Origin of the sequence: Corallococcus silvisoli (assembly GCF_009909145.1) — a bacterium.
Classification (GTDB): domain Bacteria; phylum Myxococcota; class Myxococcia; order Myxococcales; family Myxococcaceae; genus Corallococcus; species Corallococcus silvisoli.
On sequence record NZ_JAAAPJ010000006.1, the window covers coordinates 148,287 to 162,814 of the forward strand.

The window sequence follows — 14,528 nt, forward strand, 5'->3', positions numbered from 1 at the left end:
GAAGCAGTATTCCCAGCTCCCCCTTATTTTTCCGAGGAGCTGGGAAAATGCTTCGTAGCGTCGCGCAGCGCGGTGGCCGTGTCGCGGTGGTCCTTGGCACGCTGATGTCCCTGGCGGGTTGCAGCAGCAGCGCTCCGGCTCCGGAGCAGCAGCCGCCGGCGGAGGAGACCACCCCCACCCAGCAGGAGCTGCCGCACCGCGGCTGCGCCACCGTCGAGCCGTCCGCCGATGAGAAGCTGGAGATCGAGGCCGCGATCGCGGGCCGCGTGCAGGCGAAGCGCGCGGTGGGCTCGGTGAACGTGCCGGTCTACTTCCACGTCATCAACAAGGGCACGGGCGTCGCGAACGGCGACGTTCCGGACTCGCAGATCACCGCGCAGATGAACGTGCTGAACGCGGCGTACTCGGGCACGCCGTTCAAGTTCACGCTGGCCGGCACGGACCGCACGACGAACGCGTCCTGGTTCGCCCTGGCCCAGGGCAGCACCAACGAGAAGAACATGAAGAACGCCCTGCGCAAGGGCGGCAAGGAGTCGCTGAACATCTACACGGCGAACCTCAGCGGCGGCCTGCTGGGCTGGGCGACCTTCCCCTCCAGCTACACCAGCCAGCCGAAGATGGACGGCGTGGTCATGCTCTTCAGCAGCGTCCCCGGCGGCACCGCGTCTCCCTACAACGAGGGCGACACGGCCACGCACGAGGTCGGTCACTGGGTGGGCCTGTACCACACGTTCCAGGGCGGCTGCTCTGGCGCGGGTGACTCCGTCGCCGACACGGCCCCGGAGGCCTCGCCTGCCTATGGCTGCCCGGCTGGCCGTGACACCTGCTCCGGTGGCGGCGTGGACCCCATCTACAACTTCATGGACTACACCGACGACAACTGCATGAACTCCTTCACCCCCGGCCAGAGCACGCGCGCGGACAGCCTGACGGCGACGTACCGCTAGTCATCGCCCGCGGCCCTGAATGGGTCTGGACGCCGGTGTCTCCCATTACCCGGGAGGCGCCGGCGTTTGTGTTTCACCCATTCCCAGACGTGTATTTGTTTTATTGTTGTTTCAACTTTACAGCGCTCGTTGACGCTTGATGACTAAGCGGAGTATTTTCGACTCCCCCATTTTCCGTGGAGTCGGGCTCATGCTTCGTAGCGTCGCGCAGCGCGGTGGCCGTGTCGCGGTGGTCCTTGGCACGCTGATGTCCCTGGCGGGTTGCAGCAGCAGCGCTCCGGCTCCGGAGCAGCAGCCGCCGGCGGAAGACACCGCGCCCACCCAGCAGTCGCTGCCGCACCGGGGCTGCGCCACCGTCGAGCCATCCGCCGACGAGAAGCTGGAGATTGAGGCGGCGCTGGCCCACCGCGTGATGGCCAAGCGCGCGGTCCACTCCGTGAACGTGCCGGTCTACTTCCACGTCATCAACAAGGGCGCGGGCCTGGCCAACGGCGACATCCCGGACTCGCAGATCACCGCGCAGATGGACGTGCTGAACGCGGCGTACGCGAACACGCCGTTCTACTTCACGCTGGCGGGCACGGACCGGACCACGAACGCCGCCGCGTTCGACCTGGGCGAGGGCACCCAGGCGGAGAAGAAGATGAAGCGGCAGCTGCGTCAGGGAGGGCCGGAGGCGCTGAACATCTACACGGCCAACCTCCAGGACGGCCTGCTGGGCTGGGCGACCTTCCCCTCCAGCTACGCCAACAAGCCGAGGCTGGACGGCGTGGTCATGCTCTACACCAGCCTCCCCGGCGGCACCGCGGCCCCCTACAACGAGGGCGACACGGCCACGCACGAGGTCGGCCACTGGCTGGGCCTGTACCACACGTTCCAGGGCGGCTGCTCCGCCAAGGGTGACTCCGTCAGCGACACGCCCCCGGAGAAGTCGCCCGCGTTCGGCTGCCCCGTGGGCCGCGACACCTGCGCGGGTGGCGGCGTGGACCCCATCTACAACTTCATGGACTACACGGACGACAGCTGCATGAACGAGTTCACGCCGGGCCAGGTCGCCCTCGCGGACAGCCTGACGGCGCTGTACCGCTAGGCTCGTTCGTCCTGGCTGCTTCCGACGCCGGAGTCTCCCCGCGCCATGCGGGGGGCTCCGGCGTCTTCGTTTCCTTCGCCTGGGGAGTCTGGCGCCAGCCGGGCGTGGACAAGCAGGGCCCGCGCTGGCCACAGTGGGGGACCCCCTCCGCTGCCCGGAGGGGGCTCCAGGAGGATGTGGCGCCGTGAGAGACCTGTTGATGATTCCCGGGCCGGTGGACGTGGACGCGGAGGTGCTGCAGGCGCTGTCCGCGCCGGTGCCGGGGCACCTGGACGCGGGCTTCATCGCCACCTTCGGCCGGGCCCTGAAGCGCCTGCGGGAGGTGTCACTGGCCCCCGGCGCGCAGCCCTTCGTCGTCTCCGGCAGCGGCACCCTGGCCATGGAGCTCGCCGTGGCCAACCTCATCGAGCCCGGCGACGCCGCGCTGGTGGTGAACACCGGCTACTTCAGCGACCGCATGGCCCACATCCTGGAGCGCCACGGCGCGAAGGTGACGCACGTGCGCGCGCCCCCGGGTGGCGCTCCGGACGCGGCCCAGGTGGACGCGGAGCTGCGCAAGGCCCGCTTCAATCTGATGACCGTCACCCACGTGGACACGTCCACCGCGGTCCTGGCCCCCGTGGAGTCATTGGTGAAGGCCGCGCGCGAGCACGACGTCCTCGCCGTGGTGGACGGCGTGTGCGCCACCGCCGGCGAGGCCTTCCACCAGGACGCGTGGGGCGCGGACGTGTACCTCACCGCCAGCCAGAAGGCGGTGGGCGTGCCGCCGGGCCTGGCGCTCCTCACGGTGAGCCCCCGCGCGCTGGACGCGTGGCGGCGGCGCAAGGCGCCCGTGGCCAGCGTGTACTCGGACTGGGCGGAGTGGCTGCCGGTGATGGAGGCCTACGAGGCCGGCAAGCCCGCCTACTTCGCCACGCCGCCCACGTCGCTGGTGTGCGCGCTGGACGTGAGCCTGGGGCAGATCCTCGCGGAGGGCATGGAGGCCCGCTTCGAGCGCCACCGCCGCATGGCCCGCGCCTTCCGCGCCGCCTGGAGCGCGCTGGGCCTGCGCCTGGTGCCCACCTCCGAAGCCCTGGCCGCCAACACCCTGAGCGCCGTGTACTACCCGGACGGCGTGGACGCGTCGCTCGTGGGCCGCGTGAAGGCCCAGGGGGTGGCCATCGCCGGCGGCCTCCACCCCGAGCTGAAGACGCGCTACTTCCGCGTGGGCCACATGAACCGCGTCTCCGCCGCGGACGTGCTCGTCACCGTGGGCGCCATCGAAAGGGCCCTGCGCGCCTCCGGCCACCGCGCCAGCGCCTCCGGCACGGGCGTCTCCGCCGCCCAGGCCGCCCTCTCCGACTGACGCCTTTCACCCACTCACTTTCTCGTGATTCGAGAATTCTTCTGTCCCCACATTAGATTTGTGTACGTTCCCAGATAATTTCAGGTACTTCTGGGCTTACTTGAATTTCTTGTAGGTGCGGTAGAAATATGTGAATGGGCTGCACGGTGTGGGCGGGGCGAGTGCCCCGGCACCTGTGAGGGGGAAGGCCGCGCTGGCGGAAAGGACCCGAAGTCGGGGGGGGCCGGTTCCAGCGCTAGAAGGAGGAGGTCGGAATGGATCGCGGACCGGTCGTGGGTTCGACGCGGGTTGCGGGTGGTGCGGATGAGAGCGCGGCGTGGCACTTGCGGGAGCGGTGCCTGGCCGCCACGCCAGAGGATGGCGCTCGGGGGATGTTCTTCCAGGGAGTGGTGGGCGTGGTGGGCTTTCTCCAGGGAGAAGCGGCGGGGGCGCGCTGTCTGGAGGCGTCCGGCCTGGAGAACCTGAACGCCGCGGAGCTGTACCCGGTGACGCGCTTCCTGGCGATGGCGTCGGAGGCCACGCGGCTGCTGCGCCCGCAGCTGGGCGACTGGGCGCAGTCGCTGCGCTACATCGGGACGCAGGCCACGGTGGACTTCCTGGCCTCCATGTTCGGCCGGGAGCTGATGCAGGCGGCCCGCCGCAACCCGCGGCTGCTCCTGCAGCACCTGGCGGACGGCTACCGCACGGCGGTGAGCTACGGTGATCGCAGCGTGCTCTGGACGGGGGACCACAGCGCGCGCTTCGTGATGCGCCGGGACTTCATGCCCGCGCCCTACCACGAGGGCGTCCTGGTGGGCGCGCTGGAAGCCGTGGGCGCCACGGACATCCAGGTGCACGGGCGGCAGCTGTCCCTGCTCGACACCGAATACGACGTTTCCTGGTAGTTCTGGCTCACCCCACCTGAAGCGTGGGGTGGGCCGCGGGACGTTCACCAGCCAGCGCTCGGTGATGAACGTCCACCATTTCTCCCGCTGGCGTGACAGGCAGGGCCACTAGCATGCGCGCAACAGGCCCACCGCCGGAAGGACGCACCGTCCGGCCCACCCCAGGGGAGGAGTCACGCGAATGGATGCGGCACAAGGCTCCCGGCCCGTGGGGCGGTGGGCCCCGGGTTGGAGCCGGAGCGCCCCGCGAGGCCCTGTCCCACCCCGGGTGACGGCTGGAGCGTGGGCATGACGCCCATCCGGCTGTTGCTGGTGGAGGACAGCGCCAACGACGCGGCGCTGGTGACGGCGGAGCTGGAGCTTGCGGGCTATCTGCCGACGGCCCGGCGCGTGGAGACGCTCGACGGGCTGCGCGCGGCGCTGGCCACGGAGCCGTGGGACCTGGTGCTGTGCGACTACCGGCTGCCGCGCTTCACCGCGCTGGAGGCGCTGGGGGAGCTCCGCGCGCGGGAGCGGGACGTGCCGCTCATCGTCTTGTCCAGCCAGCTGAGCGAGGAGCAGGCCGTCACGCTGATGAAGGCGGGCGCGCGCGACTGCTTCTCCAAGGACCGGCTGGCCCGGCTGGGCCCGGCGGTGGCGCGCGAGCTGGAGGAGACGCGGGTGCGGCGCGAGCGCGCCCGCGCGGAGGAGGACCGCGACATCCTGGCGAAGGCCAGCGAGCTGCTCACCGCGTCCCTGGAGCAGGAGGCGCGCCTGGACCAGCTGGTGCAACTGGTGGTGCCCCGGGTGGCGGACTGGAGCGCCTTCTTCCTCCAGGACGCGGGCCGGGGGGCGCTCCGGCTGGTGGCGCTGGCGCACCCGGACCTGGAGCGGCGCGCGCAGGCGTGGAGGCTGGACCAGCGCTTCCCCTTGGATCCGCGGGCCGCCGCGGGCCCGTCCTGGGTCGTGCGCACCGGCCAGCCGGAGTTCGTGCCGGACGTGCGCGAGCGCCCCGAACCCATCACCCAGGACCCGGCGCACCAGCGCGCCATCGACGGGTTCGGGCTGCGCTCGGTGGTGAACGTGCCCCTGCCTGGCCGCGAGGGCGTGCTGGGCGTGCTGTCCGTGGGCACGCTGGGGGAGCGCACGCTGGGGCCGGTGGACCTGGCGCTGGCGCAGGAGCTGGCGCGCAGGACGGGGCTGGTCCTGGAGAACGCCCGGCTCTTCCAGGAGGCGCGCGAAGCGGTGCGCCTGCGCGACGAGTTCCTCACCGTGGCCGCGCACGAGCTGCGCACGCCGCTCACCACGCTGAGGCTCCAGCTGGGCACGCTGCTCCAGCGCTCGGACGCGCACCACCTGGAGCCGGACGTGGTGACGCGCCTGGAGCGCAGCGTGCGGCAGGTGCGCCGGCTGGGCACGCTGGTGGAGGGCCTGCTGGACGTGTCGCAGCTGTCGAGCGGCGAGCTGTCGCTGATGCCGGAGCGCTTCGACCTGGAGGAGCTGGTGGCGGAGGTGCTGGAGCGCCACCAGGCGGAGGCCCGGGCGGCCGGCTGCGAGCTGCGCCAGTCCGCGCGCCGCGGGCTCTGGGGGACATGGGACCGGCTGCGGGTGGACCAGGCGGTGGGGGCGTTGATATCCAACGCGCTCAAGTTCGGTCCGGGCCGGCCGGTGGAGGTGGACGTGGGGCGGGAAGGGGGCTTCGCGCGCATCCAGGTGCGCGACCGGGGCATCGGCGTGCCCGTGGATCAGGTCGAGCGCATCTTCGAGCGCTTCGGCCGCGCCGTCAGTTCGCATTCGTATGGAGGCCTGGGCCTGGGCCTGTACCTGGCGCGCCGCGCGGCGGAAGCGCACGGCGGCCGGGCCTGGGCGGAGCCGGGGACCGCAGAGGGCGCGCGCTTCACGCTGGAGCTGCCGCTGGAGAAGGAGACGCGCGAGTGAGCCGGCCGCTGTTGGTGGTGGATGACGACACGGACCTGCGGGAGGCGCTGGAGGAGGTCCTGCGCGACGCGGGCTACACCGTGCTGGGGGCGAGCAACGGCCTGCAGGCGCTGGAGGTGCTGCGGCGGCAGGAGCCGGCCCCCGCGCTGGTGCTGCTGGACATGATGATGCCGGTGATGGACGGCGCGACCTTCGGCCGCCAGATGCGGGAGGTGGACGGGTGGCGCGACATCCCGGTGCTCGTCTTCTCCGCGTCCGCCAACGCCCGCCAGGTGGCCGAGGAGATGGGCGCCTGCGGCTACCTGCGCAAGCCCGTGGACGTGGACACGCTGCTCAAGGCGGTGGCGGCCAACAAGGCGCCTGAAGCCTCCTGAGCCTGGCCGGGTGTCCTCGGGCGGCGGCTCACCGCGCACGCGCGTTGACGCTGCGCGCGAGGGGCTGATAAGCGACTCCTTAACAGCTTTCCAGCGAGGCCCGTCCGATGAACACCCACATGCTCGCCCAGCTCCTGGTCCAACTCATCGTCATCATCGGCGTGTCCCGGTTGATTGGCCGGGGGGCGCGGTGGTTGGGCCAACCCCTGGTCATCGCGGAGGTGGTGGCGGGCATCGCGCTGGGCCCGTCCCTGCTGGGGTGGTTGGCCCCGGACGCGATGCACTGGCTGTTCCCGGCGGACTCCATGCCGTTCCTGAAGATGCTGGCCGAGGTGGGGCTGGTGCTCTTCATGTTCCTCATCGGCCTGGAGCTGGACCCCAAGCTCTTGAAGGGGCGGGGCCACGCGTCGGTGGTCATCAGCCACTCGAGCATCATCGTGCCCTTCGGGCTGGGGGCGGTGGCGGGGGCGCTGTGGCTGTACCGGACGCTGTCGGACCCGTCCGTGCCGTTCTCGTCGTTCGTGCTGTTCATGGGCGTGTCCATGAGCATCACGGCCTTCCCGGTGCTGGCGCGCATCCTCACGGAGCGCGGGCTGCTCCAGTCGAAGCTGGGGGCCATCGCCATCGCGTGCGCGGCGGTGGACGACGTGACGGCGTGGTGTCTGCTGGCGTTCGTGGTGTCGCTGGTGCGCGCGTCGAACCTGGCGCAGGCGGGGCTCACCACGGTGTTCGCGCTGCTCTACATCGCGTTCATGCTGGTGCTGGTGCGGCCGTTCCTGGCCCGGCTGGGCGCGCGCGTGGCCAGCCGTGAGGGCCTGACGCAGAACGTGGTGGCGGGCACGCTGCTGCTGCTGCTCGCGTCCGCGTGGACCACGGAGCGCATCGGCATCCACGCGCTGTTCGGCGCGTTCCTCTTCGGCGCGGTGATTCCGAAGGAGGGCGGGCTGGCCGCGGCGCTGGTGGAGAAGCTGGAGGACGTGGCGGTGGTGCTGCTGTTGCCGGTGTTCTTCGCCTTCAGCGGCCTGCGCACGCAGGTGGGCCTGCTGGACAGCGTGCAGGCGTGGATGACGTGCGGGGCCATCATCCTGCTGGCGTGCCTGGGCAAGTTCGGCGGCAGCGCGGTGGCGGCGCGGGTGACGGGCCTGCGGTGGCGGGAGGCGGGCGCCATCGGCATCCTGATGAACACGCGCGGGCTGATGGAGCTCATCGTGCTCAACCTGGGCCTGGACCTGGGCGTCATCTCCCCCACGCTCTTCACGATGATGGTCATCATGGCGCTGGTGACCACCTTCATCACCACGCCGCTGCTGCGCTGGATGTATCCGCCGGAGGAGCTGGCGCGCGACCAGGTGGCGCCGGCGCCGGACGTGGCGCTGGCCTCGGCGTCGTACACGGTGCTGCTGTGCGTGTCGCACGGGCAGGCCGGGCCGGGCATGGCGGTGCTGTCGCGCGCGCTGTCGGGCGAGCGCAACGAGGCGAACCTCTACGCGCTGCACCTCCTGTCGCCGGACCGGGTGCTGCGCACGCGCGGGGACGAGCCCGCGGACCTCACCGGCGGCGCGCTGGCGCCGCTGATGGGCCGGGCGGAGAAGCTGGGGCTGTCGGTGCGCACGCTGTCGTTCGTGTCGTCGGAGCCGGCGCGGGACATCTGCCGCACGGCGCAGGCCAAGCGCGCGGACCTGGTGTTGCTGGGCTGGCACAAGCCGCTCTTCAGTCAGACGGTGCTGGGCGGCACGGTGCACGAGGTGATGCAGGAGGCCGGCGGCACGGTGGCGGTCCTGGTGGACCGGGGCCTGTCGCAGGTGCGGCGGGTGCTGGTGCCCTTCGTGGGCAGCCGGCACGACCGGGCGGCGCTGGGGCTGGCGCGGCGCCTGTTCAAGCAGGCGGGGGCGGAGGTGACGGTGCTGCACGTGACGTCGCCGGAGGGCGGCGGCGCGGGGCGGGCGCAGGTGGACGAGCTGTTCCCCTCCGAGGAGAGCGCCGCCGTGAAGTTCAAGGTGGTGCGGCACGCCTCTCCGGAAGAGGCGGCGCTGGAAGAGGCGAAGGCGGGGTACGACCTCGTGGTGGTGGGCCTGGGGGCCGAATGGGGCCTGGAAGACCGGTTGTTTGGCGTGCAACGCGAGCGCATCGTGCGCGACGCGCCCGCGTCGCTGCTCCTCGTGAGGCATCCCGAGGGCTCGACGGTGCTGGCGGCGACTCCGGAGAAGGCCCAGGCGCCGCGGGGCGAGGCGTCGGACGTGACTCAGCCGCTCGGCGCGCGGAGCTGAGCGCCGTGCACCTGGGAGCCACACTGCGCCTCTTGCGCGTCGACGCGGGCCTGTCCCTGCGCGACCTGGCGCGTCGCATTGGCGTGTCGAGCGCGTACCTGAGCCGGGTGGAGAACGGCGTGGACGCGCCGCCCACGCAGGAGCGGCTGACGGCCATCGCCCGGGAGCTGGACGTACCCCCGGCGCTGCTGATGGACGTGGCCAACCGGGTGAGCCCGTACGTCGCGGGCTACCTGGAGGACGTGCCCGCCGCGGGGACGCTGCTGTTGGACATCGCGCGACGGAAGCTCACCGGCGCGCAGCTGGCGCGCGTGCGGGCCTTCCTGGACGCGGAGTTCCCCCTGCGCGAGGTGCGCGGCGACGAACCCGTGCCGCCCCTGGGACCGCTGCTGTGCGCGGAGCGGGTGGTGGTGCAGCTGAGTTGCGGGGACTACGAGGACGCGCTCGACGTGGCGGCTGGCCGGCTGGCGTCGGCGTTGCCAGGGGTGGACGCGGCGGCGCTCGCGGAGGGCCTGCGGCAGCGCGAGGGCGAGGCCCCCTCCCAGGTGGGCAACGGCGTGGCGGTGCCTCACGCGTTCGTGGCCGGCGCGGCCCCGGTGGCGGCGCTGGTGACGCTGGCCCGGCCCCTGAAGGTGGACGCCCCGGACGGCCAGCCCCTGCGGCTGGTGGTGGCGCTGGTGGACGGCCACGTGGGCCGCGCCAGGCTGATGCGGCTGGCGCACGTGGCCCGGCTCGCGGGGCGCGGGCTGGCGGACCGGCTCCACGGCGCGGAGGAGCCCCAACGGGTGCTGGAGACGCTGGAGGAGCTGGAAGCGCTGCGCTGAGATGCTGGAAGAGCCTCGGCGCGAGTGCTGGAAGAGCCTCAGCGCAAGTGCTGGAGGCGCCTCGGCGCGCGAGAGCCGGAGGAGCCTCGGCGCGAGGGCCGGAGGAGCCTCGGAGCGCAAGTGCTGGAGGCGCCAGACGCGCCGCGCTGGGCGGCTGGAGGACCGCCCCAGCGGGTGCCCGAGCTCCTGGAGGATCCAGAAGCGCCGCGCCGGGCGGAACACAGGTCGCGCCCGGGCGGGAGTCAGGCGGTGGTGGCTCAGCGCCCCGGGGGCACCCAGTGCTCCCAGAGCCCGATGTCTCGGTAGCCCAGGTTCCGGTAGACGTGCAGGCCCGCCGGGGTGGACTGGAGCACCGTCGCGGTGCACCCGCGCCCGCGCGCCCCGGAGATGAGCCCGCGCATCACCGCGGACGCCAGCCCCAGGCCCCGCGCCTCCGGATGGGTGGCCACCAGATACACGCCCGCCGTGTCCGCCACGTCCACCGCCAGCCCGCAGGACAGGGCCCTGCCGGCCTCGCGCGCCACCACCGTGTGCACCGGCAGCCGGGGGGGCCGCTGCCACACGGAGAGGATGTCCCGCCACTCCGGGCCGTAGGCCTGGACGTTGATCTCCACCAGGTCGTCCAGGCCGTCCGCGGACTCCACCGGCACCCCAGGCTCCGCGTCTGGCAGCTCCTGCAGCCAGGCGCCCATGGCCACCACGGTGAAGTCCGGACGGTAGCCCGCGGCGCCCAGCACCCGCGTCGCGTCCCGCTGCCCTGGCGTCAGGGTGACGCGCCAGCGCGACAGGCCCAGGCCCCGGTAGAAGTCCGTGATGGCGGGCAGCGCCTGGGCCAGCGCGTCCTCGTGGGCGAAGAGGACCTGCTGGAAGTGCGCGTCCTGGTAGGCCGGCAGCGCGAACGCGTCCACGCCGGGGAGCCGCAGGTGGCGCAGCGAGTCGCGCTCGGCCTGCAGGCGCTTGAAGGTGATGAGGTTGGTGTGCAATCGCGAGGTGAGTTCGGCATCCGTCATGCGGGCCGGCAGCCTAGACGCGGGGGCGACAGCCAAAGAACAGCCTCGGAGGAAAGGGCGCGCGTACCGGACGCCAGGGGGTTAGGTTTCCACCCCACGCCTGCTTATGACCCCGCGCTTCTTTTCGTTCGATCCGCGTCCCACCCGAATCGCCCTCTTCCTGGGCGCGTGCCTCCTGGCGGTCCTCACCGCCTGGGCCCTGGCGGACTTCCGGGGCGGCGGGGGGCTGGTCGCCATGGCGCGGGCCGGCATCAGCGCCGGCCTGATGCTGACCTTCCTGGTGTCCCGCCACCGCCTCCGCCCTCGCGCGGAGTGGGGCGTCACCCTGGACAGCACGGGCGTGCGAGTGGCCCGGCCCTTCAGCGGTCAGCCGCTGGAGCTGCCCTGGGGACAGATTGATTCCGTCCGCCGGGTCGGCCGCAAGGGGAGCGTGCTGGGCCTGTTCCTCAAGGAAGAGGGAAGGGTGCTCGTCACACGACATCTTTTCGCCCGCAAGGCTGTTTATGAAGAGTTGATCGCGGCGCTGGAGGACCGCCTCCCGCCCTCGCGTTTCGACGCCTGATTCTTGAATCTTTCCGCAGCCTTGCGCGGGCTCCCGGACCTTGTTCGGGATGCCCGGTGGTGGTAGGCACAACAGGCTCAGCCCTGTCGCAACGGCAGCCTTTCCCAAGGACACGCTTCACATGGAAAAGACCCCCGCTACCGGCGCCGCGCTGGCCGCGCCGCCCGCCGAGTATGGGACGGACAGCATCACCAAGCTCGAAGGGCTGGAGGCCGTCCGCAAGCGCCCTGGCATGTACATCGGCGACACGATGACCTACGGCCTGCACAAGCTGGTCTACGAGGTCGTCGACAACTCGGTGGACGAGGCCCTGGCCGGCCACTGCACGGACATCGACGTCATCATCCACGTGGACGGCTCGCTCAGCGTCCAGGACAACGGCCGCGGCATCCCCGTGGGCCCGCACCCCGACCCCAAGTTCAAGGGCAAGGACACGCTGGAGGTCGTGCTCACGGAGCTGCACGCCGGCAGCAAGTTCGGCAACGGCGCGTACAAGGTGTCCGGCGGCCTGCACGGCGTGGGCGTCACGTGCGTGAACTTCCTGTCGGAGTGGTTCAAGGTCCGCGTCCAGCGCGCCGGCAAGGTCTACGAGCAGTCGTACGCGCGCGGCGTCGCCAACGGGTCTCCGCAGGAGGTGGGCGTCACCGACAAGCCCGGGACGTTGATCCACTTCAAGCCGGACACCCAGGTGATGGAGACGGTGGACTTCAACTTCGAGACGCTCAGCCAGCGCCTGCGCGAGCTGGCGTTCCTCAACGCGGGCCTGCACATCACCATCCGCGACGAGCGCACCCAGAAGGAGCACGACTTCAAGTTCGACGGCGGCATCTCCTCCTTCGTGGAGTACCTCAACAAGGCGAAGGAAGCGCTGCACGACAAGCCCGTCTACATCAAGTCGGAGCGCGAGGGCGTGTCGCTGGAGATCGCCATGCAGTGGAACGATGGCTACGACGAGCGCATCTTCACCTTCGCCAACAACATCAACACCCACGAGGGTGGCAGCCACCTGTCCGGCTTCAAGGCCGCGCTCACGCGCACGCTCAACAGCTACGCGGAGAAGGGCGGCCTCTGGAAGGACCTGAAGGAGACGCCCACCGGCGAGGACGCGCGCGAAGGCCTGTCCGCGGTCATCTCCGTGAAGCTCTCCAACCCCCAGTTCGAGGGCCAGACGAAGACGAAGCTGGGCAACAGCGAGGTGAAGGGCCTGGTCGAGCAGATGGTGAACGACCAGCTCGCCACCTTCCTGGAGGAGAACCCGCCGCTCGCGAAGAAGGTCGTCGTGAAGATTGGCGACGCGTGCCGCGCGCGCATCGCGGCCCGCAAGGCCCGTGAGACGGTGCGCCGCAAGGGCGTGCTCGACGGCGGCGGTCTGCCCGGCAAGCTCGCGGACTGCCAGAGCCGCGACCCGCATGAGAGCGAGCTGTACATCGTGGAGGGCGACTCCGCAGGTGGCTCCGCCAAGCAGGGCCGGGACCGGCGCAACCAGGCCATCCTCCCCTTGCGCGGGAAGATCCTGAACGTGGAGAAGGCGCGCTTCGAGAAGATGCTGACCAGCGCCGAAATCGTCACGCTCATCACCGCGCTGGGCACGGGCATCGGGGCGGAGGACTACGACCCGGAGAAGGCGCGCTACCACCGCATCATCCTGATGACGGACGCGGACGTGGACGGCAGCCACATCCGCACGCTGCTGCTCACGTTCTTCTACCGGCAGATGCGCGAGCTCATCGACCGGGGCTACGTCTACATCGCGCAGCCGCCGCTCTACAAAGTCACGCGCAACAAGAAGGACAGCTACGTCAAGGACGAGCGCGCGCTCAATGAGTACCTGCTGCGCATCGCCGCGGAGCACTGCCGGGTGAAGACGCCCGCCGGTGAGCTGGGCGGCGCGGAGTTCAAGGCGCTCCTGGAGAAGGTCATCACCTACGAGGAGCGGCTGGAGAAGCAGGCCAAGCGCCGCGACGCGCGCATCGTGGACGCGCTGGTGCAGGCGACGAACCTGCGCGCGGCGTCGCTGGTGGACGACTCGGCGGTGGAGGTGGAGCTGACGGCGATGCGCGAGTACTGCCAGCGGCGCATGCCGGAGGTGGTGGGCCGGCTGGCCACGCGGCTGGAGCAGGACGCGGAGAACCAGGCCCGGCGGCTGGTCGTCACCACGGACGTGAACGGCTCCATGCGCGAGTCCGTCTTCGACCACGCGTACCTGTCGTCGCCGGAGTACCTGGAGCTCGTCTCCCTGCGGGAGGCCTTCCACTCGCTGGGCCGGGCGCCCTACCGCGTGCAGGTGGACGCGGGCGAGGTGACGGCGTTCTCCGTGCAGGAGGTGCTGGCCGCGGTCCGCAAGGACGCGCAGAAGGGCCTGGGCTTGCAGCGCTACAAGGGTCTGGGAGAGATGAACCCGGAGCAGCTCTGGGAGACCACCATGAACCCCACCACGCGCACGCTGCTCCAGGTGCGGGTGGAGGACGCGGTGGAGAGCGACGACATCTTCTCGCTGCTGATGGGCGAGGCGGTGGAGCCCCGCCGCGAGTTCATCGAGCGCAACGCGCTGGACGTGCAGAACCTGGACATCTGAGGTCCACCGCGCGCCCCTGAAGTCCCACGCCGGGCCCCGGGTCAAAGACCCGTGGGCCCGGTGCCGTTTTCCGGCTCCGCGCCCACGTGCCCTTCCCATCCTTGTCGAGCCGGGCCGCGCGAGCGGCGGCCCCCGTGAGCCCTTACGGAAGGAACCTGGAGACCCCCGCCCAGCGCCACGAGCTGCCCGCGCGCATGTTCAGCAAGGCGGTGACGCCGATGACGCCCGCCAGGGTGAAGAGGTTCACGACGCCGCCCACGTCCAGCGCCTGCATCGTCCGCGCGGCCTTCTCCGGTGTGCGCACCGTGGGCTTCAGCCCCATCTCCACGGGGACGGCGCCCTCGGGGGCCTGCTTCGCCAGGGAGGCCCCACCGAGGATGTTGGCCGCGCCCAGCGCCACGGTGGCGCCCAGCAGCAGGTCCTTGGCGAGCACCAGCCGGCGCGTGGTGCCGTCAATCTCCCGGCCCGTCAGCCGCGAGCGGCCCACCAGCCAGGTGAGGGCCGCCACCCCCACCGACGCCGCGTTGATGACGTTGAAGCCGTTCCAGGCGGCGTTCACCACCCGGCCCCGCTCCTCCTGCGAGCCCACCCCCCGCACCGCGGGGTTGAGGGCCAGCTTCCCGAAGAGCGAGCCACCGAACCCGGCCGCGAGCCCCAGGTTGTGCAGCACCAGGCCGGTGGACGACAGCACAGGCGTCATGGACGGACTCCGTGAAGAAGAAGTGGATGTCCG

General features: G+C 71.2%; 12 protein-coding genes. 10 read left to right on the top strand and 2 right to left on the bottom strand.

Annotated features, from left to right (window positions below):
- Positions 1-47: 47 nt before the first annotated feature.
- The 8 genes from GTY96_RS12245 to GTY96_RS12280 all read left to right on the top strand — a co-directional run bounded on the left by GTY96_RS12245 (position 48) and on the right by GTY96_RS12280 (position 9,648).
- Entirely contained in the window at positions 48-947 is a 900-nt protein-coding gene (locus GTY96_RS12245) for a zinc metalloprotease (protein ID WP_143906388.1), read from the top strand.
- A 190-nt stretch (positions 948-1,137) separates the two neighbouring features.
- Positions 1,138-2,037 carry a zinc metalloprotease gene (locus GTY96_RS12250; RefSeq protein ID WP_161664810.1) on the top strand — a complete coding sequence of 300 codons (900 nt, stop codon included), beginning with the start codon at positions 1,138-1,140 and terminating at the stop codon, positions 2,035-2,037.
- 184 nt (positions 2,038-2,221) lie between these two features.
- Positions 2,222-3,382, top strand: coding sequence for a pyridoxal-phosphate-dependent aminotransferase family protein (locus GTY96_RS12255; RefSeq protein ID WP_161664811.1), 1,161 nt, complete (start codon positions 2,222-2,224; stop codon positions 3,380-3,382).
- 254 nt (positions 3,383-3,636) lie between these two features.
- Positions 3,637-4,266: a TIGR02265 family protein gene (locus GTY96_RS12260; protein WP_143906382.1), complete on the top strand. Its 630-nt coding sequence runs from the start codon at positions 3,637-3,639 to the stop codon at positions 4,264-4,266.
- A gap of 288 nt (positions 4,267-4,554) precedes the next feature.
- Positions 4,555-6,183 (top strand): hybrid sensor histidine kinase/response regulator, encoded by a 1,629-nt coding sequence (locus tag GTY96_RS12265; protein ID WP_143906380.1) that lies wholly within the window; start codon positions 4,555-4,557, stop codon positions 6,181-6,183.
- Positions 6,180-6,557: a response regulator gene (locus GTY96_RS12270; RefSeq protein ID WP_143906378.1), complete on the top strand. Its 378-nt coding sequence runs from the start codon at positions 6,180-6,182 to the stop codon at positions 6,555-6,557. The genes GTY96_RS12265 and GTY96_RS12270 overlap by 4 nt, the downstream gene beginning before the upstream one ends.
- A gap of 107 nt (positions 6,558-6,664) precedes the next feature.
- Positions 6,665-8,824: a cation:proton antiporter domain-containing protein gene (locus GTY96_RS12275; RefSeq protein WP_143906376.1), complete on the top strand. Its 2,160-nt coding sequence runs from the start codon at positions 6,665-6,667 to the stop codon at positions 8,822-8,824.
- Between the two features lie 5 nt (positions 8,825-8,829).
- Positions 8,830-9,648 (top strand): helix-turn-helix domain-containing protein, encoded by an 819-nt coding sequence (locus GTY96_RS12280; protein WP_143906374.1) that lies wholly within the window; start codon positions 8,830-8,832, stop codon positions 9,646-9,648.
- A 257-nt stretch (positions 9,649-9,905) separates the two neighbouring features.
- On the opposite strand, the gene GTY96_RS12285 is transcribed toward GTY96_RS12280, so the two are convergent.
- Positions 9,906-10,658 carry a GNAT family N-acetyltransferase gene (locus GTY96_RS12285; RefSeq protein WP_143906372.1) on the bottom strand — a complete coding sequence of 251 codons (753 nt, stop codon included), beginning with the start codon at positions 10,656-10,658 and terminating at the stop codon, positions 9,906-9,908.
- A 106-nt stretch (positions 10,659-10,764) separates the two neighbouring features.
- Here GTY96_RS12285 and GTY96_RS12290 point away from each other — a divergent pair, with 106 nt between their 5' ends.
- Entirely contained in the window at positions 10,765-11,220 is a 456-nt protein-coding gene (locus tag GTY96_RS12290; RefSeq protein ID WP_161664813.1) for a hypothetical protein, read from the top strand.
- 121 nt (positions 11,221-11,341) lie between these two features.
- Entirely contained in the window at positions 11,342-13,795 is a 2,454-nt protein-coding gene (gyrB, locus tag GTY96_RS12295; RefSeq protein WP_143906368.1) for a DNA topoisomerase (ATP-hydrolyzing) subunit B, read from the top strand.
- Positions 13,796-13,937: 142 nt separating this feature from the next.
- On the opposite strand, the gene GTY96_RS12300 is transcribed toward gyrB, so the two are convergent.
- Positions 13,938-14,495, bottom strand: coding sequence for a hypothetical protein (locus tag GTY96_RS12300; RefSeq protein ID WP_161664815.1), 558 nt, complete (start codon positions 14,493-14,495; stop codon positions 13,938-13,940).
- Between the last annotated feature and the right edge of the window lie 33 nt (positions 14,496-14,528).

What these genes read in the sequence shown, in the direction of transcription:
- GTY96_RS12245 (WP_143906388.1), top strand. Translation starts at nt 48, where the DNA reads ATGCTTCGTAGCGTCGCGCAGCGCGGTGGCCGTGTCGCGGTGGTCCTT.
- GTY96_RS12250 (WP_161664810.1), top strand. Translation starts at nt 1,138, where the DNA reads ATGCTTCGTAGCGTCGCGCAGCGCGGTGGCCGTGTCGCGGTGGTCCTT.
- GTY96_RS12260 (WP_143906382.1), top strand. Translation starts at nt 3,637, where the DNA reads ATGGATCGCGGACCGGTCGTGGGTTCGACGCGGGTTGCGGGTGGTGCG.
- GTY96_RS12265 (WP_143906380.1), top strand. Translation starts at nt 4,555, where the DNA reads ATGACGCCCATCCGGCTGTTGCTGGTGGAGGACAGCGCCAACGACGCG.
- GTY96_RS12275 (WP_143906376.1), top strand. Translation starts at nt 6,665, where the DNA reads ATGAACACCCACATGCTCGCCCAGCTCCTGGTCCAACTCATCGTCATC.
- GTY96_RS12285 (WP_143906372.1), bottom strand. Translation starts at nt 10,658, where the DNA reads ATGACGGATGCCGAACTCACCTCGCGATTGCACACCAACCTCATCACC.
- GTY96_RS12290 (WP_161664813.1), top strand. Translation starts at nt 10,765, where the DNA reads ATGACCCCGCGCTTCTTTTCGTTCGATCCGCGTCCCACCCGAATCGCC.
- gyrB (WP_143906368.1), top strand. Translation starts at nt 11,342, where the DNA reads ATGGAAAAGACCCCCGCTACCGGCGCCGCGCTGGCCGCGCCGCCCGCC.
- GTY96_RS12300 (WP_161664815.1), bottom strand. Translation starts at nt 14,495, where the DNA reads ATGACGCCTGTGCTGTCGTCCACCGGCCTGGTGCTGCACAACCTGGGG.